Source organism: Hyphomicrobium sp. NDB2Meth4 (genome assembly GCF_900117445.1).
In the GTDB taxonomy this organism is placed as follows: Bacteria; Pseudomonadota; Alphaproteobacteria; order Rhizobiales; family Hyphomicrobiaceae; genus Hyphomicrobium_A.
The window spans coordinates 940,112-965,269 of the sequence record NZ_FPEJ01000013.1 but is presented as its reverse complement, the minus strand read 5'-3'; the positions used below and the strand labels follow the sequence as shown (position 1 = coordinate 965,269).

The 25,158-nt window shown below is 59.8% G+C and carries 23 protein-coding genes and 1 pseudogene; 4 read left to right on the top strand and 20 right to left on the bottom strand.

Annotation, left to right across the window (positions count from 1 at the left end):
- Positions 1–122: 122 nt before the first annotated feature.
- From NDB2M4_RS19635 to NDB2M4_RS19560, 17 genes and pseudogenes are all read right to left on the bottom strand, one after another.
- The gene (locus tag NDB2M4_RS19635) at positions 123–794 is read right to left on the bottom strand and encodes a type I restriction enzyme HsdR N-terminal domain-containing protein (RefSeq protein WP_083556621.1); all 672 of its coding nucleotides are present in this window, start codon (positions 792–794) and stop codon (positions 123–125) included.
- 513 nt (positions 795–1,307) lie between these two features.
- Positions 1,308–2,438, bottom strand: a complete 1,131-nt coding sequence (locus tag NDB2M4_RS19630) for a hypothetical protein (protein WP_139247390.1) — start codon at positions 2,436–2,438, stop codon at positions 1,308–1,310.
- Positions 2,439–2,511: 73 nt separating this feature from the next.
- Entirely contained in the window at positions 2,512–3,507 is a 996-nt protein-coding gene (locus NDB2M4_RS19625; RefSeq protein ID WP_072378132.1) for a polysaccharide pyruvyl transferase family protein, read from the bottom strand.
- Positions 3,508–3,524: 17 nt separating this feature from the next.
- On the bottom strand, positions 3,525–4,427 hold the full coding sequence (locus tag NDB2M4_RS19620; protein ID WP_072378130.1) for a glycosyltransferase family 25 protein: 903 nt from the start codon (positions 4,425–4,427) through the stop codon (positions 3,525–3,527).
- Between the two features lie 1,076 nt (positions 4,428–5,503).
- Complete coding sequence (locus NDB2M4_RS19615; RefSeq protein ID WP_072378128.1) at positions 5,504–6,511, bottom strand: hypothetical protein; 1,008 nt, start codon at positions 6,509–6,511, stop codon at positions 5,504–5,506.
- Entirely contained in the window at positions 6,508–7,998 is a 1,491-nt protein-coding gene (locus NDB2M4_RS19610; RefSeq protein ID WP_072378126.1) for a DUF2779 domain-containing protein, read from the bottom strand. The genes NDB2M4_RS19615 and NDB2M4_RS19610 overlap by 4 nt, the downstream gene beginning before the upstream one ends.
- A 50-nt stretch (positions 7,999–8,048) precedes the next feature.
- Positions 8,049–8,948, bottom strand: a complete 900-nt coding sequence (locus tag NDB2M4_RS19605) for a hypothetical protein (protein WP_139247389.1) — start codon at positions 8,946–8,948, stop codon at positions 8,049–8,051.
- A 47-nt stretch (positions 8,949–8,995) separates the two neighbouring features.
- Positions 8,996–10,066, bottom strand: coding sequence for a hypothetical protein (locus NDB2M4_RS19600; protein WP_244536240.1), 1,071 nt, complete (start codon positions 10,064–10,066; stop codon positions 8,996–8,998).
- Positions 10,006–10,461: a hypothetical protein gene (locus NDB2M4_RS20550; RefSeq protein WP_244536239.1), complete on the bottom strand. Its 456-nt coding sequence runs from the start codon at positions 10,459–10,461 to the stop codon at positions 10,006–10,008. Before NDB2M4_RS20550 ends, NDB2M4_RS19600 begins: the two co-directional genes overlap by 61 nt.
- 661 nt (positions 10,462–11,122) lie before the next feature.
- Positions 11,123–11,416, bottom strand: a pseudogene (locus NDB2M4_RS19595) (transposase); the annotation flags it as partial.
- Positions 11,417–11,658: 242 nt separating this feature from the next.
- The gene (locus NDB2M4_RS19590) at positions 11,659–12,696 is read right to left on the bottom strand and encodes a zinc-dependent alcohol dehydrogenase family protein (RefSeq protein ID WP_072378120.1); all 1,038 of its coding nucleotides are present in this window, start codon (positions 12,694–12,696) and stop codon (positions 11,659–11,661) included.
- Positions 12,697–12,748: 52 nt separating this feature from the next.
- On the bottom strand, positions 12,749–13,138 hold the full coding sequence (locus tag NDB2M4_RS19585) for a DUF302 domain-containing protein (protein ID WP_072378118.1): 390 nt from the start codon (positions 13,136–13,138) through the stop codon (positions 12,749–12,751).
- A 204-nt stretch (positions 13,139–13,342) separates the two neighbouring features.
- Entirely contained in the window at positions 13,343–13,909 is a 567-nt protein-coding gene (locus tag NDB2M4_RS19580) for a cytochrome b/b6 domain-containing protein (RefSeq protein ID WP_072378116.1), read from the bottom strand.
- A gap of 11 nt (positions 13,910–13,920) precedes the next feature.
- The gene (locus NDB2M4_RS19575) at positions 13,921–14,196 is read right to left on the bottom strand and encodes a PepSY domain-containing protein (protein WP_072378114.1); all 276 of its coding nucleotides are present in this window, start codon (positions 14,194–14,196) and stop codon (positions 13,921–13,923) included.
- A 141-nt stretch (positions 14,197–14,337) separates the two neighbouring features.
- Positions 14,338–14,829, bottom strand: coding sequence for a Spy/CpxP family protein refolding chaperone (locus NDB2M4_RS19570; protein ID WP_171988151.1), 492 nt, complete (start codon positions 14,827–14,829; stop codon positions 14,338–14,340).
- 181 nt (positions 14,830–15,010) lie between these two features.
- Positions 15,011–17,299 carry a heavy metal translocating P-type ATPase gene (locus tag NDB2M4_RS19565; protein WP_171988150.1) on the bottom strand — a complete coding sequence of 763 codons (2,289 nt, stop codon included), beginning with the start codon at positions 17,297–17,299 and terminating at the stop codon, positions 15,011–15,013.
- Between the two features lie 42 nt (positions 17,300–17,341).
- Positions 17,342–18,070 carry a cytochrome b/b6 domain-containing protein gene (locus NDB2M4_RS19560; RefSeq protein WP_072378110.1) on the bottom strand — a complete coding sequence of 243 codons (729 nt, stop codon included), beginning with the start codon at positions 18,068–18,070 and terminating at the stop codon, positions 17,342–17,344.
- Positions 18,071–18,181: 111 nt separating this feature from the next.
- Here NDB2M4_RS19560 and NDB2M4_RS19555 point away from each other — a divergent pair, with 111 nt between their 5' ends.
- From NDB2M4_RS19555 to NDB2M4_RS19540, 4 genes are all read left to right on the top strand, one after another.
- The gene (locus NDB2M4_RS19555) at positions 18,182–19,441 is read left to right on the top strand and encodes an APC family permease (protein WP_072378064.1); all 1,260 of its coding nucleotides are present in this window, start codon (positions 18,182–18,184) and stop codon (positions 19,439–19,441) included.
- Positions 19,442–19,848: 407 nt separating this feature from the next.
- Positions 19,849–20,193, top strand: coding sequence for an ArsR/SmtB family transcription factor (locus NDB2M4_RS19550; protein WP_072378062.1), 345 nt, complete (start codon positions 19,849–19,851; stop codon positions 20,191–20,193).
- Positions 20,190–21,254, top strand: coding sequence for a permease (locus tag NDB2M4_RS19545; RefSeq protein WP_072378060.1), 1,065 nt, complete (start codon positions 20,190–20,192; stop codon positions 21,252–21,254). Before NDB2M4_RS19550 ends, NDB2M4_RS19545 begins: the two co-directional genes overlap by 4 nt.
- 15 nt (positions 21,255–21,269) lie before the next feature.
- Positions 21,270–21,506, top strand: coding sequence for a thioredoxin family protein (locus NDB2M4_RS19540; protein ID WP_072378059.1), 237 nt, complete (start codon positions 21,270–21,272; stop codon positions 21,504–21,506).
- A gap of 273 nt (positions 21,507–21,779) precedes the next feature.
- Here NDB2M4_RS19540 and NDB2M4_RS19535 read toward each other — a convergent pair whose 3' ends face one another.
- The 3 genes from NDB2M4_RS19535 to NDB2M4_RS19525 form a co-directional block, all read right to left on the bottom strand.
- Positions 21,780–22,691, bottom strand: a complete 912-nt coding sequence (locus NDB2M4_RS19535; RefSeq protein ID WP_072378057.1) for an NAD(P)/FAD-dependent oxidoreductase — start codon at positions 22,689–22,691, stop codon at positions 21,780–21,782.
- Positions 22,692–22,887: 196 nt separating this feature from the next.
- On the bottom strand, positions 22,888–23,802 hold the full coding sequence (locus tag NDB2M4_RS19530; RefSeq protein WP_072378055.1) for a YihY/virulence factor BrkB family protein: 915 nt from the start codon (positions 23,800–23,802) through the stop codon (positions 22,888–22,890).
- Between the two features lie 37 nt (positions 23,803–23,839).
- Positions 23,840–24,802, bottom strand: a complete 963-nt coding sequence (locus NDB2M4_RS19525; RefSeq protein WP_244536238.1) for an AI-2E family transporter — start codon at positions 24,800–24,802, stop codon at positions 23,840–23,842.
- Between the last annotated feature and the right edge of the window lie 356 nt (positions 24,803–25,158).

Genomic DNA, 25,158 nt, shown 5'->3' with positions numbered 1-25,158 from the left:
TGATCATCCCCCGCTCGCCCTCGTGCCGACGCACGCACCAAGGGCAATGTTCTCAGCACAGGGGGTAGGGTCAAAATTGCGCGCCGATTACCCCCAGCAAGGGGTCAAAATTGCATGCCGGTTCACAGCTTGAACACTTCTTCGAACACGTCGACGCCGGCGTTGGCGAGAACCTCGTCTTCGAGATCAACGATGAGGTCTCGGAGTGAGCGTGCTTTGAAGCCTTCCTTGTCGCGCTCGTTCTCCTTGTCGATAAGTGTCTGGATCGTCCACGGCTGGTCGACGATGTCCTCGATGCGCTGCGAGGCGCGAGGGATATCAGGCAACTCGACGAAGTAGTTGGGATTCTTCCGGTGCCACTGGATTGTCTGGCCGGCGTTGCTCCACAGAGCTAGGGGCGCGCCGGTCGCGTGGGTGTAGGACTTGAGCTGCTCCTTGCCGTCCTTGAGCTTGGTCTGTTTCACCTCAACGATGAGGTAAGGGACCGTCGGGCGGTCCTTGTCGAAGACGACGATGTCAGCGCGCTTGGACGTGTCTCGACCGAACGTGACCGGGTACTCGACGGTCAGGCGTTCGAGGGGATACTTGTACTCGGTGACCAGTCGGTAAACCCACAACTGCCGAACCACTTCCTCGGGCTTCGCGAGAATGTCCTTCTTTCGGACGGGGCACCGAAGGTACGGCCGCCCGTTCTTCTCAACCAAGATGCGCTGGAGTGCGGCGATCTCAGCATCCGAAGCTCCCAGCAGCGAGTGATCGTCGCTGGAATCGCTCAGCAATTCTCGAATATGCATTGGCCGCCCTGCCCGGTCGTGATTCGCTGTCTACTGCGACCCTAGCAAGGCTCGAATAGTGAGCCAATCGGACACCGTAATCGCTGGAAACGAGGCTAGCGTCGCTGACGGTAGATTGTGCGCAGCCGACAGACGTCGCGAATCGGGCTTTTCGCCTACTTGTCTACCGCCGCCCAGAGCTCAGCTTCTGCGACGGAAGCGCTCGCCTCTGAGAACCGGCTGCGGCCGGTCGACAGCGGGCATGTCTGCTTCTGTGTACGAGTGCCGGTCTGCCGCTCCAGCGCATGTCGAGAGCTGATGTCCGCTTCGAGTCCGTTATGGGAATTGGACAGTTCGTCCGCTCGGAGGTGAAGTGCGGACCCACCGCTTAGCCCATCACCTCACGCAGTCGTCGGCGGCGCCATGTCTGCAAACTCGGCAAAGCGACGTGCGTCGATTTAGCAAAACGCTCTTGCTGACGACGATCTGCATTTCTGAAAGAGTATACCTTCCGCTGCCTCAGGCGCGCGCTGCTCAATGGCTAGTGAATGATCGCAGCCACTTGGGCGCAGATATTCTGCTTCGCGACTTCCTGCTTATGTTTGATGCGTCGGGACCAAGTCGAGCAAGCCTTTCCCTGACAGTGGCAACGAGACCTCGATTGACTGGTGAATCCTCCTCGAGCTTCGCCAAGATGATGCCAAGGAACTTTGCCTGCCATGGCGTGATAATCGGCATATCGCGGACGAGATCGTAGGTCAGGCCCTGTGGGAAAGGCCACGGTTCTGGAACTTTGGCGATGACGAAATTGAGTTTGGTAAGGACGCACTTGGGGCAAATACCGCAGTTCTCCCCGTTTCGCGGACCAGCCCAGCATACCCGCAAGTGCGGAATTGCAGACGGATGCTTGGACAAGAGCTTCACGCGCTCGATGCGATCGAAAGCGCCCCCGTCCGATTCAATGCGAAAGCTGGAGCTAGAGAAGAAGCGGTCCGTCCAAAAGCTGTTGCCCCACACTGCGATCGAGTTTGCATAGCTCTCTTCGGTCGCAATGAGCCCGGTGCCGTGGGTGCCTGAGAATTGGTGCAGGGTTGCCGCTAACCCTGCCGCGAACGTCATCTCCCAATTGCGGACGGCCTGTCGCCAGTTTGTCTTTACTGGAAACAGGGATACGCCGAACTGGTCCGTAATCGATTTGCCCTGGTGGTACAGGGACCGGAATCCATCGGCGGCATCGAGCGGCATATCGAACCCATGCACCATCACGGCAGACTGCAGCCTGCGTGCGCCCCTGCCTGCGGCGCCCGTGACGTGTCGCACAAGCGTGAAGGTGCTGTCGACGCCGGCGGAATAAGCACAGACCGCAGGGTCCGTCCGCGATGCCGGTGGAGCACAAGATCGCTCCTCAGCCACCGCTATTTTGATCTTCTTGCGAAATAGATCCGGCCGCCAAACGTGCCAGACGTCCTGGTAGTGATCCAGTCCATCGAGGAGATCTGCATCGACGGTAAAGTCAGCCTCCAGATCCACGCCGGCATTCATTGCCAGAGGCAGCGCCGCCAGGAGGGCGAAATCCTTGTGTTCGAGGCGGGGCGGGGGGAGCGAAGCTGAGAACTCAAACCAAATTGGCCGCATGAGTTCGTCGCACCGCAATTCGCGGCGCAACCCGTCATCAGAGACGTCTACATGAAGTAAGGCCAACGTTGAATTGCCTTTCGTTGTGCACAGATCGCGCGCGCTAATGCCTCGACGACATCGAATTGGAAACCATACCTTCCAGCCGCCGGGCCCAGAAGCCGATGCGCTTCACGATGCGCTTGGGGCGCAGATCTCTGCGTAGGCTCAACCTCCGCTCGTCAGGAGTGAGCCGGTCCCACGCGTTCGCCGGCCGAGAACTTTCGACAAGTCGGACATTGGCAAAGCTGCTGAGCGAAGCGGCAAAGACCGCGCCGTTTTTCCCATAGCTGTTGTCGTGTAGATCGCATGGTACGCCGCATAAGGCTGCAGCTATGGCGACATGCAGTCGATCTGTCTCGATGTGGCGCGCGGTTGAGACGATCTTGAGAAGGGTGAAGGTCGTGATCTCTGCACTGGCAACGCAACTCACACCTCCGAGTGTTGCGGAGAGATCCATGTGGCCCGCGGAACAAGTTCCCGTACTTTCAATATCTGTCCGCATAAAGCGAACCCGCGGCATGGCACGCATCGAGTCCAGAGACAATCCAGCGGTCGCAAGGCTGGCTTCGATAATCGGCATCGCCCTCACCGTCAGGTCGGTGCGAGCGAGCAGGTGCTCTGCATCGATGTGAAATGCCATGTCATGGCCGAGCGCGGATTCAACATGCGGGTTGATTCGCCTCACGTACTTCAGGCTCTCTGCTTCCCGGCAAAGCACTACGACGCGCTCATTGAAGCGCCGCAGCAGACGGGAGTGACCGCGGATTGTGTGGGGCAATATGACAATCCGCGCAGCGCGAGGTAGAAACCGCTCCAGCGCGTCGCTGATATCACGATAGAGCGGCACCAAATTGCCGCCACCTCCGACTAGAACCGTCGCCCCTGTAACATCGGCTTGCCTCGGGATGACGGAGTATTGGACGCCCGCCCTATCCAGGGCGGCAACAGTGCCGGTCAGAATGAGGCAGTCGCCCGCATTCCCGGGATTGGGGTAGAGCAAAATGCGCTGGCCGCGGAACTGCGATAGGAAGTGATCAACGGTTTCCCGCAGACGCATGACCGGGGCAATAGATGTCACAAGCGGTCTCCGCGGAATGCTGGCTGAGCGCTGATCCGGGGTGGCCAGCTTGGCCTTGCAGCGCGGCTGATCGCTCCTCCGGCTGCGGGCACCGCGCCGGTCAGAACTCGTCTGTAACGGAGATCTAAGACGGCCTTGATGCCGAGGCGTTCATAGACGCGTACGATTGCCCGGACAAATTCAGACAGCTGAATGAACGGCCGGCAAAGTTCGCGCTGAAGTCGAGGCATGCGCCGCTGAGTTGCGCGGCCCAATTCGCGATCGACTTTGATCAGGCTTTGAAAACGATCGGATTGCTTGGCTGCCGCAGGCGAAACTGTGACTACTAATGGTCCGGTCTGCCGGTCGGCAAAAAGCGCGTGGTCGAACGGCTCCGTGATCGTCTGTAAATCAGGCATTGCATCGATGGCGGTCTGCGTGACGAAATAAGCACCCGTCTCGATGAGCCCTTGCGGAGAGTAGATCGTTCGGTGGTCTCCAGCGCGGCCGACAATCACGCCAAGGCGCGGCTTCGGCCATGGCTCCAGCTTGGCGACGATATTATCCGTGCAATGTTGTGAAAGACATCGAAGGGCTAAAGGGAAGTTGGCCCCCAGCTCGACATCATCCTCCAGGATGCACGCAGCCTCGAGGTTGGCTCGCTTCATGGCGCGGAACGCCTTGATGTGGCTCAGATAGCAACCGATCTCCCGCGGTCCCAGAGGGCGTCCATTGACCTCACCGAGCTTTAGGCCGGCACCGGCCATCTCGCTGGTGATGTCGTCCCGATCGCCGTCCACCGCTCTGATGCGTGTGAAGTTGAGGTTGAACGAGGAAAGCTGGCGCTCCATCGAGCGCATACGCGAGGCGCTGCGATCGAGGTTTATGACGAATATGCCGATCTCGAAATTACGGACCATAAACCCCAACTATCCGCGGTCCTCCGATTCTGCTACCGCCACCCTGCGCGATGCTGGGGAAAAAACGCACACAAACAGCCTTTCAGAGTAGTGTGCTGAAGGACTGACGGGGCGAACCGGTTGCGACCCAACGATCCTCGGTATCGTGACAAGCGCCGACGAAGTGGGCTCGAAGCCTCGGCCCTCGGGCCGGGAAGCTATTCCATTGAGGTTGCGGTGGTCGATTGCGAGTCGATCGCTTGCAGAACCTGGCTCATTCGACCAACGGCTTGCGAACGGAATCTGGTCGGTGGCTCGTCACACTCTATGCCGCCTTGGACCAGCGTCCGCCCTTCGAGCCATTAGGTTATCAAGCTTTCGCGTGGGAATTGGCGGGACGATCAGGAAGGCGGCCCGAGCTCGCCATCAGCCGCTCGGAGTTGGAGCACTGTCTCGCTTTCCTTTGATACGCCGAGCTGGCGCAGACGCGCGTCGGCTTGCCGAGACGCTGAGGTTGATTGCCGGCTATCCGTAAACCTTTGGCTGGCTGCCATGCACGCCGTTCGCAGGACAAAGGGCGTTCATGCATCGACGACTTCTGCTGAGATGGCGCCTGCGTTCTCAAACGCAGCGACAAGTGGCGCAGTGGTCAAGATATCCTTGACAACTGCGACGCCAGTCCGCGCGCCCTGGTAAGGGACCGGGCTTGGAGCCGACAAGGCGACGCGATTGTCGCAATGCCGAGAAAGCAGTCACCTGGGTGACGCAACGACGAGCAGCTTGCCACGTCCGGGGCTAGTCTACTGCACATTCGGAAGCCGACCTTGAGATCTCACTCAAGCGTCGCTGCAAGCCTGCGGCGTGCCCTAAGGCCAACGGGCCGACCACTTGCACATCAGCCACTTCCTCATCGGATCGGTTGCCCTCGAAGGGCCGCGATCATCGAACGCCCTATCCCGACAGTCTGATTGGTGAAACGTTGCCTGTTCAGCCCGAGGGTGCACATGAGGCCGTCCCGAACTTCGTTTTAGGGAGCTTCCAGCAGCAATAGCGGCCGCATGACCCGTCTTGGGGGCATAGCTGCAGTGATCGCAGCCTCAACCTGCCGTCGGCACTCTCACAACGGCGCCTTTCTGAAGACGCGCCTTGGTCAGTTCGGCAGCGTCACTTAGCGTATCGCATTCGCCCGACAACAACGTGTCGATGGCGCAAGACACCCGTCCGGCGTGGCGAAGCCTACCCATGCCAACCCGCCGTGCGGGCAGCATCGGAGGGCCGAGCACGTAAACGAAGTGCATGCATGGTTCATCGCTCCATCGGCTATCTATCTCGGACAGCTTATCTACAACGGAGAAAGCGTCTACATGCCTGACGGATCGGAGCTCGCCACCATACCGAAAGCCCATGTAATTCATGGGCAGCTTCGGCCACCCGCCGGAGCCGCCGCACGGGTGGAAATAGCGGTTCTCCTTCTCCACGACGTCGATCCAGGAATAGTCCGGATAGGCTGCATTCACCGGATTTCTTGAGAGGGACACAACGTATACCGTGTTGTCGGTAGGGTTTCGCATTGAGACGTAAACCTTCAGATGCTGCGTGAATTCGCGCAGCCACAGTCGCTCCTCCGCAGAGCGTGAGCTGCTGCATGCCTCGATGGCGAGGCGCTGAATGTGAGACCACGACCGGTGTGATACGGGTAATCCCGCAATCGACTTCGGCAGATGGCGAGAGGCGTAATAGTCCTCTGCGGCGCTGAGCGACACGATCCGTCCGGTCTGGGGAGAATGCTTAAGCCGCTGTGCATACTTCGTAAGTTGGGTTGCCGTGGGTATTGCCCAGCCCTGCTTAGCTTCGATGATCGCGTGACCAAATCCTTCGGCAACGATCTCGATGTCCGTAAATCCCCCATACTCCGAGGGCTGCTGCATGCTCACTGCAGCAGTGTGAGCGCGGATACCACTCCCTGCCAGATCCGACAGGAAGGAATCGCGAAATATAGGGCACCTGCTCATGATCCATCCGAGAGCAAATGTCGCGCTATTTTCATCCTTTCCCAGCAACGCGAACACACTGTCGAGTTCTGCTTCGAACAGGTTGATTGTCATGCTGCGACTTCCCGCAGGACTCGCCAGATTTCCACCATCGCCAGAGAATTCATGCCGCAATAGGATAGCAGGGCTTTGCGTGCCCGGCCCGCCATCTGAGCGTCCATCTGCCCCGTTACGATCTTGTTCCACGTCTCGCTCGCCGTACCGCCTTCCTGGATCGCAAGTCCTTTGTACGAGAGTTCCGGCACCAGCGCGGGCAAGACGTACTTGATGGAGGTCTTTCCGCGGAATGCAGGGTGGACGTACATCTGGGCTGCGAACAATTCCATCAGATCGATGATCCGTGCGTTAACAGAACTTAGGTAGCCGGCGCTCTGCGCCAGGCGCTCGCCCAGCTTAGTATTGATCCCCTTCTCAAACGCTTGGTTCCACGCGACGATTGTGCCCGTCTTCGTTAGCGCGGCTTCGAGCGCGGCCACGAACGGAGCATCCGGGCATTCGCGGTCGGTGAAGAGAAATTCGCTATGCCGCATCGTGCCGTCCGCTTCGACGACGTGCAGAGAGAACTGAAACGGGATCTGATGGAACGGACTGTACCCGGCGAAGCGCGGCAGCGCGCAGGGATACGTCTCATAGTCGAGAAACGAGATCGGATAGTCCATCGCTGCGAGAAATGTCGCGATGCCCTGGCGATCTATAAACGGCTCTCCGGTCTTCGCGGCATGGACTTGATGGCGCTGCTTGTCGGTAAGGTGAAAGCCATCCGGTATATCTTCAATGGTCAGCACGCCAGAATCCACGAGCGCTGCGAGCTTCTTCTTCGAACTGCCGATGCGTGCGAGATCGTGGATGCTGTATTCGGGCACGTCAGGATTGCTGTGCGCGAATGTGGTGCAGTGGCTACTGCGGCCCTTGTAGATGCAGGAACAAGGCGCCGGCAGCGGCTGCGCGCGCTGCAGCGTGAGATACGCGGCATGCATCTCGGCACGTACCGCTTCGATGATGAGTGCAACTTGCACAGAGAAATTCTCGCGCGTGAAAAGGCGATCCAATGCAAGCGTGCCATCGCTGACGTACGTGCTGTCGAGGCGCACGAGATACAACCCGCCGAGCGGTACGCCATTTTCACGCAGAACAAGCGCCTGAAATGCGAGGTCGTGCGCGTAGAGACCGTCTTTTGCCGCTTTGTCGTCGCCGCTCGTGGAAGCCTTCACTTCGAAAAGATCGTAGGATTGCGTCGCTCGATTCCACACGAGGATATCGCACGCGACCGTGAACAGGTCGGTCTCGAAAACCGGCTGATACAAGATGGGTGTATGCTGCGAGATGAGGCGCATCGAGCCGGCAGCATCACCGCGCTCGACGAGCACGCCGGCTGGGAACAGGTCGCGCGCCAGGACATCAACATCGTTCCCCGTCTCGATGATGGCTTCATCGAAAACCGACAGCGGCTTCGCGCGGTAAATCTCCGGCATGTGCATCTTGACCCACGCGTTGTGGGCGCAGCCGCGATAGACGAGATAGTTAGTCTTGCTGAGTTTCATGCGTGCTCAATGTCCGCGGCAATAGTATATCTCAGTGCCACGCCCGCACCTCAATCCCCTTTCGATTGCAGGCGGCTGATCGCCTGCTCCAGCAGGAAGTCGGCGAGGTCGGCTGTGCCTTCTGCCTCGCGGCGATCCCAGAAGCGCACCATGTACGAGATCGGTAGAAGCAACTTTGTCGAATCTATCGCCCGGTCTTCAATGACGATCCTGAACGCGGAGCCGGCTTCGTAGCATTTGCTGAGCGCCGGCAGGTCGGGCGGGCGCACCGTGTTCACCAGCGTTCGCAATTCCTCGTCGAAGTTGAATAGAGTGCGATCCGGAAACTGCCGCCTGATACCCTCAACCCCATCATCGGGAAGAAAGAGGCGCCAGTGGCGCAGATATTTCTCGTCGCTCAGCCGGCCGTATAGCGCTTGCAGTTCCGCATCCGCCGGCCGCAGGCTTACTTGGTAGGCGCGAAATTCGCGCACCTGCGCGAGAAACCGCGCGAGATCGGAGCGGCTATCAGCGGGAAGATCGTCGATCGACGCGGCGGTATTGAGGAGCCGCAGCAGAAGGCTTGGGGTCCAGACGCGAAGGAGCGAGTTGCGTCCGAAATCGACGAATGCGCGCGGTGGCTCGGTCTGTGTCGGACTGCTGTCTTCAAACCGACCGACCTCTTGCCGAGAGAGGAACAGGTAGTATGCGAGATGCGCCAGGTGCATGCCGCGATAGAACGACTCCACTTCGGGCGTGTTGCAATCCGGGTCGAGACCGTTCGCCACGCTTTCAATTTTGGCAGCGGCCAGGAGCTGGATCACCGTTCGACCGCTATCTGCGACGATTTTCGGGTCTGCATACGGTTTCAAACGATCGGCCACCGCAAAGCCAGGAGCTCTTTCTCCAATGGCCGGGGAGACCGCGATGGAAACTAGAAGGACAGAAAAGACGAGGAGGGCTGTGCGCACGGGAGGCTCCTTCTGCAGTGTATCGTGACCGAGCGGTGTTGATTTACTTAGGCCTTAGATCCCGATGGTTTGTTGTCGGCGCGCGCATCGATGAGATAAATTTCTTTGTCATCCCGCAGCCCGAGTTTGTCGATGATGCGTTCGACACGACACTGTTCTTCATAGGTGAAATACACGATGGCTTTGATGCCCGCTTTCGCGTCGCTTGCCTTCTGATAGATGGGAACCTGGCGCTGAAGGTTTCGCTCAAGCCCCTTGTTTTTCGCAAGCTTCATCTCGACGAGCGTCTTGTCGTCACTGCCCCGAGAGATTTTGAAGTCGACGGGCCCACCGCCGTCATTCGCTTCAGTCCCGACATCAGATGGCGACCCATACCAGACGAGCCGGTAGAGGACCTGTAGATCCCTTTCGCGGCCGATCGGTTGTCCGCGATCGTAGAAGAGGCGGTACCCGCCCTTGTTCTCTATCACGTCCTTCAGATAGCGAAGCCGGGCGTGCGCCTCTTCATATGTTTCTTGCCCGTGCTCATAGAACCGGCTGTTCGCCAGAAGTGCTCGTTGAAGTTCCCTGATCTGCTCGATGAAGAACCGTTCGGTTTCTTCTACCTTTTCAGCGCTCACGCTGGCCGCGTGTTCGCCGTCATCCTCTTTCATACGGATGTAGTAGTCGATCAACTCAGGGAACTTCAGCATCGTGCGCGCTGCGGCATCGCCCCGCTCTTTCTTGTTCGGCTCGCGGTTCTTTGGACGCACGAGGACAGAGGCGAAGTAGCTTGAGACCTGGTCACGCAATTCGGCGTCAGGGATCGCAGGCGGAATGCGCTCGAAGCCGGTGATAAGATCTCCCCGGTTGATCCAATTCTCGTCCCGCGTCAGCATGTCCTTCGGCGTGAGGAGCACATAATCCCCATCCTTCCAGGGTAGCCAGTACTCTTCGCGCACCCACGCGCTTAGGCCGTAGTGGAACCTCGCATCACCGATGCCGACCAATCGCATCTGATCTTTCCGAAGGTACTTTATCGTGAAAGAGGCCGTGTAGCCGCACAAGTAGTGCTTGATCAGTTTAGCGGTGAAATCGCTGATGTTATCTCGACCGACGCCGTCGCTGATGAGGCACACCTTCTCTGGCTCCCCGCAGTGATTGCCTCCGATCCGAAATCCTTCAGAAGTTCATGGAGGTTTGCGTGCAGGGCACGAGCAAAGTCGATGCCGAGGCCAGACCCGCTATTGCCATGCACCGAGAAGCCGAGCCAGTTCTGCTTTACCTCCGGGAAGCAATACAAGCGCTTCAATTGCGCGTCCGTCGCTTTTCCGGAAATCGCCTTGTCGCGCAGGAAAACGAGGTACTTGATGATGTCGTCGTGGAGCGCCTGATACTCGGGCTTTTCGCTGCTGAAGAGCAGGAACGGGTCGATGAAAAGCGGCAGGTCATTCACGATGGAAATATCGAACGCGCCGTGCTCCTCAAGGACGTTCGAATCCAGTCCGAAATAGTCTGAGAAGAAGGTAGCCATCCCCTAGTATTATTCCAGGAGATTGACCTGCAACCAATCTGCAAGCGGGCAATCGCAGGATTATCCCCAGCCTGATGCGGTGGAGCCTTCAACGTAAAAAGAATCGCCCCGCTCACGAGCGGGGCCGCAGCTTCGGTATTCCTCCGCCAGCATGATCGTCATCACGCGCGCGGTGCCGCCAAGTAACGGCTGCTCCATCCCGACAAATCTATCGTCGAACCGACAACCTTCGAGCCGCTCAGTTCCTTCTCATCAACCTGGGGATTGAGAGTGACCACGTCGGACTTGAGGAAGATCCTGATAAAAGATCGATATCTGACTGCCGGTTCACCTCCACGAGCGGACCTAGTCGGCGATCGTCCAGCGGGCGCCGACCGTCTGTCGCGAAATGGCAGCTCTTGGGACTTTTCGTCCGTGACAGACGGCGTGCTATTGTCTCAACTGTCGGAGACAACGCGTTGCTCCAGCGCCGCCAAGTCATTGACTTCTATACAACCCAAAAAGCCGCCAAAGTAGCAATGCGCGTTGAGGAACTTGAGTAATTCCTTGCCTCTTAATCAGCGGGTCGAAGGTTCGAATCCTTCATCACCCACCATTCTTTTCAATGAGTTAGTCCGGAACACCGCTCTTAAACGGACGAATGAAGGAGCCACGGTCACCGCTTGCAGATCGCCTCTGCATCGGCTGCATCGTTGTTCTGGGTTTTCACATAGGGCTTCACATATGCCGGCGGCATGAGCCGGACCTGATGGCCCAGCTTCTCGATCGTGCGGGCCCAGTGATGCGCTGTCGCGCAGGCCTCGATGCCGACGAGGCAAGGTTCTAGCTTTGCGAAGAAGGCCCTCGACCGGCGGCGAAGCTTGCGGCTGAGGACCTTCTGCCCCTGAGCATCGATGCCATGGGCATAAAAAACGTTCTTAGCGATATCAAGGCCGACCGTGACTGGCTGCACCATCTGACTTCCTCCATCTCAAGCCCGAGAACCATACTGGTCGCTCAGGCCGGGTGATGGATCCCGTCCACAGCATCACTAGCCGACATCTCGGGGCGGTCACTAGGAGCGGCGCCGCTCTCAGTCAACGATGTCTGTTGTTGAGCGTATTCCGGTCGCTTTTACGTCGTCGCGAACAGGCGCGTTTGACCAGACCGGACGTCGTCGCCGATCGTCTTCGGCGGTGCCCCCAAATGGCCGGTCCACTAAGCCTCGATGATCACCTTGAGCGCCTTTGTCTCGGCGGCATTCCCGAAGGTCTCGTAGGCATCGAGAATTTTATCGAGCTTGAAGTGATGCGTAATCAGGAGCTTGGGATCGATTTTTTTCGAGCCGACGGTCTTGAACAACATCGGTATGGTGACCGTATCGACCAGTCGCGTGGTGATGGAAATATTGCGGTCCCACAGCTCCTCCAGATGGAGATCGACCTTCTTTCCATGCACGCCGATATTGGCGATGTTGCCTCCGGCAGTCACAATTTTTTCGCACAGTTCGAAGGTGATCGGAATTCCCACTGCCTCGATGGCGGTATCGACGCCGCGTTTGCCGGTCATCGCCATGACCCTCTCTAAGGCCTTGCCATCTGTGCTGTTGACGGTCGCTGTGGCGCCGAAACGCATCGCTACCGCGAGGCGATTGTCGTCGAGATCGATCATGATGATTTCGGCCGGCGAGTAGAACTGGGCGGTGAGAAGGGCTGCGAGCCCTATCGGCCCCGCGCCGACGATCGCAACAGTGCTGCCCGGCGTAACCTTGCCGTTTAGCACGCCGCACTCGAAGCCGGTTGGCAGGATGTCGCTAAGCATCACTAGCGCTTCTTCGTCCGCGCCGTCGGGAATCGGATAGAGGCTCATATCCGCGTAGGGAATGCGGACGAACTCAGCCTGCGTGCCATCAATCTTGTTGCCGAGGATCCAGCCACCGGTTGTGCAGTGGGAATACATCTGCTTGCGGCAATAGTTACATTTTCCACAGGCGCTGACACAGGAGATCAGTACATGGTCTCCCGCCTTGAACGCCGTGACGGCCGGTCCAACCTTCTCGACGATGCCGACGCCCTCGTGCCCTAGAATTCGGCCGGGCTTGCAGGTCGGAACATCCCCCTTAAGTATGTGCAGGTCGGTGCCACAGATCGTCGTCTTGGTGATCTTGATGATCGCGTCGGTGGGCGCAGTGATTTCCGGCATGGGGCGTTCTTCAACGGATTTCAATCCGGGGCCCGCATAAATGAGCGCTTTCATCGCATTCTCCTTGTTGCTATGGCCCGTTTGACGTGCCGGCACAGGCAATCGGCTAGGCCAAATTGTCGATGGCGCGCTTTAGCTGCTGCGCGACCTCCGCCGCCGCCCGCTTCAACGAAGCATTATCGACGGCCAACATCGATGCTACGGGGTCGATGGCGGCCACTTCGACCACGCCATCCTCCAGCTCCTGCACGACTACGTTGCAGGGTAGCATGGTCCCGATCTTGTCTTCCAACTGGAGTGCGTTATGAGCGAGCGTCGGATTGCATGCTCCGAGGATCATATACTTACGGAAGGCGACACCGATCTTCTCACGCAGTGTCTTCTGCACATCGATCTCGCTGATGATGCCGAAGCCCTCGGCCTTGAGGGCCAGTATTGTCTCGGCGACCACGACGTCGAATGAGCCACGCTTTCTGGTGTTGAAGTAGTAGGACATGTCACCATCCGTTCGCTGTCTTCTGAGGTTCACGAGCCCGGATCCAAGCAACGAGAGCTGCCAGAGATTTTGCAGATAATACGGCGAGCGCTTCGAAGCCGATTGACCTCGATCATATCGTGGTCCTCTCGGCCACGGCGGCACGTCGCTGCGACGGTCCGCCGTGCGCCACCATTACGCGGCTCTTACTCAGGCGAGGTCAAGTCAGGATGCCCGCTTGCGTCCGGTGAACATAGACTTTGCGAGGTTCTCGCGGTGCTCGAGACTAGCTGCCAGTACCCCCAGCACATGCAGCACAACGAGTGCCACCGTACCGTTGGCCAATGCGCCGTGGACGTCTTCGATGAGCTTTGATCCCCAATAGGCATCGGTCGTCATCAGGTAGCCCGTCACGCAGGTCATGGCGAGCATAGAAATGAGGGTGACAACCATTAGCGCACCGGCAGGATTGTGCCCGATGTAGCGGCGTGGCTGCAGACGAACAGCCGCTCGCAGGTAGCCAAATGCCGCACGAGGCGAGCGCACAAAGTTGGCAAAGCGCGCATGCGGCGGCCCAATGAACCCCCACACGATGCGTAAGACCAATAAGCCCGCGATCGCGTAGCCGGCAGCAATGTGCACTCGTTCAATCTCATCGCCCGTTAAGTAGGCGGTCGCGAACAGCGCTACCAGCGACCAGTGAAATACGCGGATGAATAGGTCCCAAACCTTGATCGTAGCCGGCGGCGTCGCGCCGGCTACAGTCGTGAGGGTGGAATGCGAGGTGGTCATCGCCGCACCCGTTACAGAGTGCCGACGACGGCGCCATTGGTCGGATCGACAAACACTTCAACGTGCGCTCCGGTCTTGTCGACGGCATAAAACTCCCCGCAAGCCTTCTTGAGCTTGCCCTTTTGCACCTTGTAACCGAGCGCCTCGACCTTGCTCTGCAGCGCCTCGATGCTGAGCCACTTGTCTTGGCTGGCGGTCGTGCATGGGCGCCCGAGGCTGTTGGCGTGGGCTACAGAGGCAGTTCCGAGAATGGCAATTGCGGCCGCGATGGCTGTGAACTTTCGCATGGGCAGTCTCCTTTGATCATCATTCCCGGCCGCGCATTGCGTCGGGTGAATGAAGACTGCCTTACCGACCCTGACGGCGCGCTGTTGAGTGTTGTCAGCGTACCGTCAGCCGCATCGGCACCTATCACTCTAGCCACCCTGTCACATCATGCAGCCCATGCCAGTAAGGAGACTTTCGGCGCTCCTCTTCTGTTCCTTGCTCAACGTGGCATACAGGGCTGCCAACGCCGGCTTGACCTCTTTCAGCGCTTGAAGCCGCGACTCCATCGTCGAGATATGCAGGTCGAGCCGTTCGACGGGATTGGTCGGCCGCGTAGCCCCCATCATGGTGGCTCGCATCTGCTGCATGCTCTCAAGGTTCTTGCGCAGCGCCGTGGCGTAGGCGTCCCAGACATCCTTTTGGGCGTCGGTGATGGCAAGCTCGGCCTTGATGAAAGCGATGCGTCCCTCCGCGAAAGTGGACGCGTCCCCACTACGCCCCGACATTCCCATCATCGGGCAGCCGCCGCCCATCATTCCCATCATCCCGCCGCCCATCATGCCCATCCCTGCGGGCGGACCTTGATCGGCTTCGGACTGCTGGGCGAGGCCCACTGTGGCGGTGGCGAACAGGATGGCTGCAAGAGCGGCCAACGTGACAACTGCATTTCGTCTCATCGCACGCCTCCAATTCTGTCATTCAGGCTACTGACAATATTGGCCTAGCCCGCCTAAGGTGTTGACCACAATCAACCGTGTGCGGCGCAGCAGACCCGATATGCGAGGGTTTTCGCTCAAATTGGGCGCATGTGTCCGCCCAACAAATCGTCTGCCTCTAAGCGGAAGTCGCTTCCTCGTAGATGTCTTCCTCCTGCGCGTTGTGAATGCGCACGAGGGCTTCGATCGAGCCGATCACCCGCTGGGCATCGCGCACGAGGTACTTGTCGGCGTCCTCCGCCCGCAGGCCATGCGCCAGCCGCGCCAAAAGCCTCGCCTGGTGCAGGATCTCGCGGTGCGCCCGACTCATTGCCGACAGTCCGTGGATGTCGACCAATAGCTTCGACAACCGCGGATAAAGCGCAGTTTCATCCTCGCGCTCGTGGGGGACAATGCTCTCTTCGATAATCGCGTGCGCGCTAAGGATTAGGTCTACGGCACGTTGATCGCTTGCATCATCAAGCGCGTCGGAAATGGATCGCAGCTTGTCCAGTTCCTGCTCGAGCAATCGGTGTTCGTCACTGAGGGCGTGCGCTGTCTTGCCAGGTAGTCCTGCGCGGCGTGAGCGCCACCCAGGCGTCAGTGCCCGCAGCGCATTGAGAATAACGGCGACATCGATGGCCTCCTGCGTCAGCGCGCCCGCAACGGGCGCTAGCCACCCGAAGGCGGCAAAGGCCATCGCAACGCCCGAAAGGCTCATGCCAGCAACGATGCTTTGAAGAGCGATGCGTCGGGCACGTCGGGCGATGGCGACAGCCTCCGACACCCGGTCGAGCCTATCCACAACGATCACCACGTCGGCCGCTTCCGATGAAGCGCTGGCGCCGCGCGCTCCTAAAGCAACGCCGACATCTGCCGCTGCAAGCGCCGGAGCATCATTGATGCCATCGCCCACCATCAATGTTGGATGAAGGCGACTCTCCATGACGACCGCGTCCACCTTGTCGGACGGGACCCGATCGGACAGCACGGCATCGATATTAAGCGCTGCCGCAATCGTCTCCGCGGCATCGGCGTGATCGCCGGTGACCATCACGATCCGAGCAACTCCGGCGGAGCGGAGCGATTGAATGGCGCGAGGGCTCTCCTTGCGTAGTTCGTCGGCAAGGAGCAGGGCGCCGACGACGCGGTCATCTACGGCTACAAACACGCTGAGCGCTGAGCGCCAGGAGGCGCGGCGCAATGCACGTGCCGCCCACTCGTCCGGCTTGCGTGCGCCGAAGATGAGTTGATGCGAGCCGACACGCACCCTGCGTCCGGCGACGAGGCCCTCGAGGCCGGATCCCATGACCTCATGCACCTGCTGGGGCATGTGCAGGGAAAGCCTGCGAGCAGCAGCGGCGTTGACGATGGCGGCGGCGACGACATGTTGCGAGGCTTGCTCCAATGACGCCGCAAGGCTCAACACCTCGTCAGCGTCTTTGTTGGGCGCGGTTTCGACGGCGATCAGACGGGCTCCGCCGATTGTCAGGGTGCCTGTCTTGTCGAACAGAACGGTATGCGTCTGGGCCAAGGCATCAAGCGGCCCGCCGCCTTTGATGATGATGCCGCGGCGCGCTGCCTGCGACACGCCAGCGATAAACGCTACCGGGGCAGCAAGTATGAGCGGGCACGGTGTGGCGACCACCAGAACGGCGAGCCCGCGAATGGGATCTCCCGACAGTGCCCACGCCAGCCCGGAGACCAAGATCGTCGCGGGCAGCAACAACAGCGCATAGCGATCCGCTAGCCGAATGAACGGTGCTTTGGCGGTCTGCGCGGCGGTGACCAGGCGGACGATACCGGCGTACGTGCTCTCCTCGGCCGTGGCCGTCGCCGTGATCTCGAAGGTGTCGCCGGCATTGAGCGTGCCGCTCCGGGCGCTCTCTCCAGCCCGGCGCGTGACCGGGATCGGCTCGCCGGTGAGTGCCGATTCATCTACGATCGCGATCGGAGAAGTGATCAACCCGTCGACGGGGATGATCTCACCAGCACGCACGAGGATCGCGTCGGCAACCTTCACATTTCGTATGTCGACATCTGAGATTGTCTCCTCGATGCGTCGATGCGCCATTCGCGGCGCGCGATCGACGAGTGTCTTCAAGTTGCGCTCGGCGCGGCTGACGGCGTAGTCCTCGAGCACTCTCCCGCCTGTGTACATGATGGCGACGACGATGGCGGCTAGGGGTTGCCCGAACACAAGACCGCCAGCCATGGCCAGAAGGGCGATGGCGTCGACGCCCACGCGTCCCGCCATCAAGTCGCAAACGATGGAGACGGCCAGAGCGATAACGACAGGGACTGTGGCCGCCGCCCATATCCACCCGGCCAACGCAGGGTGGCGTGCGAGTACAGCAGCGCCGCCCAACACGAGGCCAAGCAATGTGGTAAGAATAAGAGCGCGCCGGGCTAGGCGCTCGTTGATCATGGGACGCTACTCAGAAGCAGGATTCAGACCAGGAAGAAGAACTCAGGGGGCGTCGGGCGGAGAACGTGAGAGAATCTTGCGCCCGGTAAACATTGCCGACGTAATGCTTCCACCTTCATGAATCTCCGTCATAACGACCGCAATCAGGTGGAGCACGATCAGAATGGCCAGCGCATAGAAGCCAAGTTCATGCGCCTCAACAAACGGACGGCGGAAGGCGCGCATCGCGTCGTAAGAAGTCTTGTCGATAAGGTCGGTTGCGCCAGGCACCACCAAGGATGGATCAACGCCGGGAGCAGCCACCCACGCCGCGAACGAGCCGCCAAGCGGTGGCCAGAACAAGTCAGTCCCAGCGATGACGATGCCCGTCGCCGCCTGCACGAGCAAGAGCAGGAACAGCAGGGCCACGGCAACGCGAGCGAGTGGATTATGCCCCACATACTGTTGCGGCTCGCCGGAGAGAAACGAAGCCGAATACGCTTTGAGGGCCGCGAGATACCCGGACCCTCCCGGGAGGACGCTGCGCCAACGCGAGTAGCGGTTACCTAAAAAGGCCCAAACGAACCGCCACAGCAAGTTGACAGCCATGACGTAGCCGAAGGATGCATGGATGCCTTTGAGGGTGAGCTTTCCCGGCGCCGACAGCCCAAGCGCATCGTCGAAGAGAATGACGAGGCCCGTGCCGATGAGCCCAATCACGGCCAGCGCGTTGATCCAATGGAACCAGCGCGTGGGAACGTCCCATGCAACGTATTCTTTGTATTCAGCCATAGGCGTCGTCCTCTTTCATCTACTGAGGCGATGACAAGATCGGAGGCGCGGATCGTTAAGTCTAGATAGAACCTCGGATCCACGACAGTCCAGGTGATTGAGAAACAAGCGATGAGCAGACTGGTGACAACCGGCAGTCAGAAGGCGCCCGAAGCCGAAATCAAGCTGCAGCGCTCCCTTGGGCTGTGGCTGAGCGTGCTCTACGGTCTCGGCGTAACGATCGGAGCCGGCATTTACGTGCTGATCGCGCCTGTCGTGGGGCGCGCCGGCATGCAAGCGCCGCTCGCCTTCATTCTCGCGGCACTCGTCATGGCACCATCAGCGGCATCGTTCGCCGAGCTCGCCTCGCGCATGCCGATGAGCGCCGGTGAGGCGACCTACGTGCGGGCCGGCTTGAATTCGGCATTGCTCGCGCGCGTTGTTGGTCTGCTCGTCATCGCCACCGCGATCATCTCGGCGGCAACGGTGAGCCGAGGCAGCGCAGGGTATATCCAGGTGCTGGTCGGCTGGCCGACTCCGCTTATCGTCACGCTCGTCGTCTTGGGCCTCGGCGTCCTGACGGCGATAGGCATCTGGCAGTCCGTGTCGTTTGCCGGGGTCATGACGCTGATCGAGATCGGCGGCCTGCTGCTTATCGTCAGCCTTGGCGCCACATACACGCCCGACCTCTTCCATCGGCTGCCTGAGATCTGGAGCGGGCTGGACGGCGCCGCGGCGTGGGTCGGGATTGCCGGAGCCATCCTCCTCGCCTTCTTTGCGTTCACCGGATTCGAAGGGCTCGCCAATATCGCCGAGGAGGTGAAGCAGCCGTCCCGCACGCTGCCGATCGCCATCTTCTTCACACTGGCGCTCGTGACGCTGCTCTACGTGCTGGTCGTCTGGGTCTCGCTGGTCGCCGTGCCGCGCGAGGAACTGGCGCGGACGGCAGCTCCTTTGAGCCTTGTTTACGAGCGCGTCACCGGCGCCTCGCCCGCGGTCATAACCTCAATCGCCGTCGCCGCGACCATCAACGGCATCGTCGTGTTCATGATCATGGGCTCGCGGGTGATCTACGGAATGGCGGCGCAAGGGCTGCTGCCAGCACGGCTCGCGCGCGTTAACGCACGCACGCGCACTCCGCTCGCCGCGACGGGAATAGTGGTTGCTGCCGTGATGGTGCTCGCCTTGGCCTTTCCGATCGAGGGGCTAGCCGAAGCAAGCTCACGGATCACGCTCATCATTTTTGCGTTCGTCAATGCCGCGCTGCTCAAACTTAAGATCGACGGCTTGACAGCGCCGGCGGACGTGTTCGTGGCCCCCGCGTGGGTGCCGGCACTCGGGCTTGCAACAAGCTTGGCACTATTGGTCGGCGAGATTGTTCTGCTCCTTTGAGGCGCTCTCGAAGGGGCAACGCACTTTGATCGCCACTTTCGTTCCGCCATGCTGTCCGACCCAGTGACCGTCGCGGCCCAAAAGTCGAACGTCCGCGGGCAACGGGCGCCACCCGATCGGCATGATCCATGAGTGTATAAGTTCGGACAGCGCCGCTCGAATGGCAGAATGCCAACGTGCCCGGCAGTCTGCCCCTTTCATCGGGACGCAGACGTCCGCTGTGTGAGGTCATGCGGCTTTGACGACTCAGTACGATAGCGTGACGCGCTACGTCGCCGCGATGAGCGCTATCTCGGCTACGCTGCGTTCGAGTAGAGGCGTCGCCTCCACGATATGGCCAATTGATTCATGTCAATGCGCGCATATGCGTCCATGCGCATATCTTGAGGTCTGAACAAGGTGCGCACATGACCGAACCCGACCTCAGCTCAGCATTGGCGGCTCTATCCGATCCGACACGTCGGAAGGCGCTGGCTCTCCTCGACGAGAGGGGTGAGCTTTGCGTCTGCGAGCTGATGGCCATGCTGGACGCGACGCAGTCGAGAATGTCTCGCCACATGGCGGCGCTTAAATCCTGCGGTCTCGTCGTAGACCGCCGGGATGCACAATGGGTCCGCTATCGCAGGACGCCGAAGTTGACGAAGGAAGCCGAACGAATTGTCGAGGCTGTACTGGCTGCCACCAAAGTCACGCTTGGTAAGGCTAGGCCCCGCAAAGCATCGCTGTCTATGCCACGGCTAGGTCTGTCATGATGACTAAATCCACCGAAGCAGGGCTTTTGCACCGGCGCGATTTGGATGCGCTCAAGTGGCTGGGCGGAACGCTTGCCATGCTCGGCCTTTGGCTCGTGCTTTACCGTCAGCTCGTCCCCTTCTCGCAGTGGGTCGTGTCGCTGCTACCCATGGAGCGCAATACCCATCTTGGCGATGCCATCGCATTCTTCGTCTACGACACACCGAAGGTCCTGCTTCTCCTGACGCTGGTGGTGTTTGCCATGGGCGTCGTTCGCAGTTTCTTCTCGCCAGAGAAGACGCGGGCCCTGCTTGCCGGGCGCGTCGAGGGCATCGGAAACGTCTTAGCCGCGGGCCTTGGCACATTGACGCCGTTCTGCTCGTGCTCGGCCGTACCTCTCTTCATTGGCTTCGTCAGCGCCGGCGTTCCGCTTGGGATTACGTTCTCCTTCCTTATTGCCGCTCCCATGGTCAACGAGGTGGCGCTTGGCCTGCTGTTTGCGCTCGTCGGCTGGAAGGTGGCGGTGACCTATCTGGCATTGGGATTGTCGGTCGCAATCCTCGGCGGATACGTCATTGGCCGACTGAAGCTGGAGAGCTGGCTTGAGCCATGGGTGCGCGACATTCGCGCCGGCTACGCCGAGCTTCCCGATCAGAATTTGGCGCTCGTGGACCGCATCAAGGCGGGTATCGAGGCCGTCAAGGATATCGTCGGTCGGGTGTGGATCTGGATCCTCGTCGGCATTGCAGCGGGTGCGCTCATTCACGGCTACGTTCCGGCCGACCTGATGGCACGCGTCATGGGGGCGGACACCTGGTGGTCCGTGCCTGCTGCGGTTTTGCTAGGCATCCCGATGTATACCAACGCCGTAGGCATCATCCCGATCGTTGAAGCGCTCATTGCGAAGGGCGCAGGTCTCGGTACGACGCTCGCCTTCATGATGAGCGTGATCGCGCTGTCACTGCCCGAGATGATCATCCTGCGCAAGGTGCTGTCGATGAAGCTCATCCTCGTGTTCGTCGGCGTGGTCGGCACAGGCATCCTCGTTGTCGGATACATATTCAACGCTTTGTTTCACTGATCGAGGTAGGCGCTCATGAAAGACGTCAAGATCCTGGGACCCGGCTGCAAACGCTGCCAGGCGACAGCGGATATGGTCAAGGCCGAGGCTGAGAAACTCGGTGTTGAGGTTGCGATCTCGAAAGTCACAGACTACGCGGCGATCGCGCATTACGGCATCGCGTCGACGCCTGGCATCGTCATCGATGGCAAGGTAGTGCACGCAGGGGGCTTGCCGAAGCAGGAGGCTGTTGCGGGCTGGCTGAAGGCATAACGGCGCTGGCACGCCTCGCAATCGAGCGGCTTGATCCATCGTCGGCTTAGCCGCCGTATGCAGGGGCACCCCTCGAGGGCAATGACGATGAGGGCTTCGTCCCACTGGCGGAACTCCGCCGCACTTAGCTTGGCGAGGCGAACGCCATCGACTTTTTGCTTCTGCTGTACGGGGAATAGCTGTCGAAGGTGCAGATGGCTCGACGCGTGCTCATGACCCAAAGCGGAACTTGTGCGCGCCGTTCAAGGTGAATTGGGACATCTAAGAGCGTTACTAACACAGTCCATCTTCCTTAAGGAGCGCATGGTTGATGGCGACGCCTGCTTTTGCACCTTCTGCGGCGGCCACAGCCACGAGCAGCACGTCCCGCGATACATCGCCCGCGACGTATACGCCTGGCACGCTGGTCTCCTCAGTAACCGGATCAGTGACGACACCGCCCTTTTCATCACGAGTACAGCCGAGCAGCTTCGATAGATTTGATTTCTGGTGGCAGCCCGTCGTGAAGAACATCGCAGTCCGCTCGACGGCTTCGCCATTCTGAAAGCGAATCCGTTTCAACCGGCCGCCGTCTCCTTCAAGCTCAGCAATCGGATCCGGGAATAGCTTGATGCCGCGTTCAGATAGTCGCTGCGTCATTGCCTTTGTTACCGTGCCCTCTCCACCGGTACAAAGGATCACCTCCGACGACCACTGAGTCATCATCAGGGCCAGTCCGGCGCCTTTATCTCCTGCGCCGTAGACCGCTATCAGTTGGTCGCTGTGTTCGAAGCCGTCGCAATAGGGACAGTGGTGCACTGAGCGCCCGTAAAGCGCTCCGATCCCGGCAAGGTTTGGAACCTCGTCGACCAGGCCCGTCGCCAACAAGACCTTGCGCGCAGATCCAGAGGCGTTGCCGGTGCAGGTGAATCGAAATCCTCCATTCGAAGGCATTATCGTTGAGACCTCTGCGTGGGTATGCGCCACGGTGGCGTATTTTTCCAACTCTTTGGCACCGATTGCGAGCAGCTCGCTAGGGGAGCAGCCTTCGTGCCCAAGCAGACCGTGGATTGCGCGGGAAGTTGAATTGCGATGTGAACCGCTGTCGCAGAGCAAGACGCGGCGCCGGCAGCGCCCGAGGATCAGGGCGGCGCTCAGGCCGGCGGGCCCAGCTCCAACGATCAATGCGTCATAGGTATCGATCATGGTTCCCTAATCCAGCTCTCGATGGAAAGCCCGTGCATCCGAGCTGGCCGCCAGATCTCGACGTCAGCTTGCGCGGGGTCGTGTCGATTGCGCGGCGGCAGTCACATGTGCTGCGTTAGATCAGGACGCCACCACAAAGTTGGCCGCATTAGTACCGGTCCACCCAAAAATGTATGCGCCGGATGTGCAACCGGCATCATCCCTCGCGAGAAGCCCCGTCGTCACCGTGAATCTCGCGCGCGATTTCCGCGTCGAGTTCTGCGCCTAGCAAGATGACGATGGCGGAAACCCACATCCAGATCATGAGGCCAATCATGGCGCCAAGAGAGCCGTAGACCGCGCTGTAGTTGGCGAAGTTCGTCAGGTACCACGACAACAGCGCAGAGCTTGCGATCCAGACCGCCGCCGCTGCACACGCTCCGATGCTGAGTAGCGACCAGTAGGGTTGCCGCCGGCTCGGCCCGAAACGGTAGAGGGCGGCTAGCCCAGCCAGGATAAGCACGAGCAGGATCGGCCAACGCAGCAGGCCGATATAGCCGGCTGACTCCACGCCGAATGCGGATAGCACTAGCGGCAGCACCACGACTGCGCCGATGGCTACGAGTAGCGTTGCCATCGCGCCGACTGTGAGCAGCAGAGAGACGAGGTTTAGTCTGAAGAAGCTGCGTTCTTCCTTCTCGCCGTAGACTACGTTCGAAGCATCCATGATGGCCTTCGTGCCGCTGTTGGCGCTCCAAATGGCGAACAGCAGAGCGAAGATCGAGGTCAAACTCAACGACGCCGTTCCGCCGCTGCCGGCGCGACTTATCTGGTCCTGGAGTATGCTGAAGGCCCCGGCGGGAATTAGACCTTTGAGATCGCTGACTTGGTTCATGACAGTGCTAGGATCGGCAAACAGCCCAAACAGCGAGACGAACGCAGTGATGGCGGGAAACACCGCAAGTAACGCGTAGAAGACAACGCCTGCGGCAATCGCTAGAACTCGATCTTCGTTGAACTGGTGGTAGACGCGCTTGAGGATGGCCCACCAGCGCGAGGCCGGTAGTTGAAGCGCGCTGATTACGCTGCCATTGCTTGAATCTACTTCTCCTGTCTGCGCGGTGTGATCCATGAATGGAAACGCTAACCCAGCTTGCACGTTCCTCGGATCATGGTTCGTCACGCTCAAGCACGTCTTCGATATAAATCAGGCGCACCGCGGTAAGCATCGCGGCGATCAAGGGCGTGGCGATTACCAGTCCGAACACGCCAAACAGCGTTCCTAAAACCGTCTGACATAAGATCGTGAGCGCAGGAGGCAGCGCGATGGTGCGCTTCTGAATGAGCGGGGCGACCACGTTTCCTTCCAGCATCTGCACGCCGACAAAAAGGAGCGCCACCCAAAGTGCCATGCTGGGAGATTGCGACAAGGCTACCAAGATGGCCGGCACGGCACCGGCGAGGGCGCCGACATACGGCACGAAGTTTAGTAACCCCGCGAACAGTGCCAGCGTCAGAGCCAGTGGCACTCCAAGCAGCCAGAGGCCGATACCGATGAGGACTCCGACGATAACCATGTCTATGAGCTGGCCGACGAACCAGAGCTGCAGCGTATGCGCGATCTTCTGCGCAACTTCCCTTCCGCGCGGCCTCCAGTCGACGGGCAGCAATCTCAGCGCTCCGGTCAGATACATCTGAGGGGACGTTGCGAGGAATGCCGCGGTTGCTATGACGACGATGGTGGTTCCGCCAATGCCGAGAACCGACATGGCAACGCCGGGAAAATAGCCACTAAGACCCGACCTTAGGGATTCGGCTCCGCTACGGACCTGCTTCGCCAGGAAGGATCCCCATTCGCTGGCATTCAGCGTCTCCCACAACTGCTGCACTTGATCTGAGAGTTCGGTGGTGAGCTGCACGGTATAATCGGCAATGACGGCCCCTCGCCACCAGAGCAACAGCCCGATCACGGCCAGGGCTGTCGTGACGACGACGGCCAACGACGCTCCCGAACTCAGTCGGGAATTGCCCCGAACGATCTCGCCGGCTCCCCGGAGGATGCAGGCAAGCAGCACCGCGGCGAAGCCTAACAACAGGATGTCCCGCAACACCCATACCGCGAGCAACAGCACGGCGCCGATTGCGCAAGCGCGCAACGTGCGGTCAATGGCTCGTAGATGCTTGATTGCCTGATCGTCCACAGAGCCCGCCTTTCGGTATCAGCGGGTCCTTCACGTCTCGCCGGCCGACCGCCGTAATGAAGCGGAACGAAACAACTTCACGAACTGTTCCCTCAGCAACGCAGCCGACGGTGCTCTCGATCTTCGAGTGTCCGAGAACCAGTTGTAGGTTTATGCGCGTTTCTGCAACCGCATGGTTACCTGCCGATACGACGACCGTTAACTGACGATCGCCATGCTGGCGGAATGTCAGCGCCCACTTTCGTTTCCGACGGACGGTACCGAAGTCGTAGGGGTTGTTGTTGCGG

Excerpts from the sequence above, each read along its gene's own strand:
- NDB2M4_RS19635 (WP_083556621.1), bottom strand. The coding sequence starts at position 794 with ATGCATATTCGAGAATTGCTGAGCGATTCCAGCGACGATCACTCGCTG.
- NDB2M4_RS19625 (WP_072378132.1), bottom strand. The coding sequence starts at position 3,507 with ATGCGTCTGCGGGAAACCGTTGATCACTTCCTATCGCAGTTCCGCGGC.
- NDB2M4_RS19620 (WP_072378130.1), bottom strand. The coding sequence starts at position 4,427 with ATGGTCCGTAATTTCGAGATCGGCATATTCGTCATAAACCTCGATCGC.
- NDB2M4_RS19615 (WP_072378128.1), bottom strand. The coding sequence starts at position 6,511 with ATGACAATCAACCTGTTCGAAGCAGAACTCGACAGTGTGTTCGCGTTG.
- NDB2M4_RS19610 (WP_072378126.1), bottom strand. The coding sequence starts at position 7,998 with ATGAAACTCAGCAAGACTAACTATCTCGTCTATCGCGGCTGCGCCCAC.
- NDB2M4_RS20550 (WP_244536239.1), bottom strand. The coding sequence starts at position 10,461 with ATGGCTACCTTCTTCTCAGACTATTTCGGACTGGATTCGAACGTCCTT.
- NDB2M4_RS19590 (WP_072378120.1), bottom strand. The coding sequence starts at position 12,696 with ATGAAAGCGCTCATTTATGCGGGCCCCGGATTGAAATCCGTTGAAGAA.
- NDB2M4_RS19585 (WP_072378118.1), bottom strand. The coding sequence starts at position 13,138 with ATGTCCTACTACTTCAACACCAGAAAGCGTGGCTCATTCGACGTCGTG.
- NDB2M4_RS19580 (WP_072378116.1), bottom strand. The coding sequence starts at position 13,909 with ATGACCACCTCGCATTCCACCCTCACGACTGTAGCCGGCGCGACGCCG.
- NDB2M4_RS19575 (WP_072378114.1), bottom strand. The coding sequence starts at position 14,196 with ATGCGAAAGTTCACAGCCATCGCGGCCGCAATTGCCATTCTCGGAACT.
- NDB2M4_RS19565 (WP_171988150.1), bottom strand. The coding sequence starts at position 17,299 with ATGATCAACGAGCGCCTAGCCCGGCGCGCTCTTATTCTTACCACATTG.
- NDB2M4_RS19560 (WP_072378110.1), bottom strand. The coding sequence starts at position 18,070 with ATGGCTGAATACAAAGAATACGTTGCATGGGACGTTCCCACGCGCTGG.
- NDB2M4_RS19555 (WP_072378064.1), top strand. The coding sequence starts at position 18,182 with ATGAGCAGACTGGTGACAACCGGCAGTCAGAAGGCGCCCGAAGCCGAA.
- NDB2M4_RS19550 (WP_072378062.1), top strand. The coding sequence starts at position 19,849 with ATGACCGAACCCGACCTCAGCTCAGCATTGGCGGCTCTATCCGATCCG.
- NDB2M4_RS19545 (WP_072378060.1), top strand. The coding sequence starts at position 20,190 with ATGATGACTAAATCCACCGAAGCAGGGCTTTTGCACCGGCGCGATTTG.
- NDB2M4_RS19540 (WP_072378059.1), top strand. The coding sequence starts at position 21,270 with ATGAAAGACGTCAAGATCCTGGGACCCGGCTGCAAACGCTGCCAGGCG.
- NDB2M4_RS19535 (WP_072378057.1), bottom strand. The coding sequence starts at position 22,691 with ATGATCGATACCTATGACGCATTGATCGTTGGAGCTGGGCCCGCCGGC.
- NDB2M4_RS19530 (WP_072378055.1), bottom strand. The coding sequence starts at position 23,802 with ATGGATCACACCGCGCAGACAGGAGAAGTAGATTCAAGCAATGGCAGC.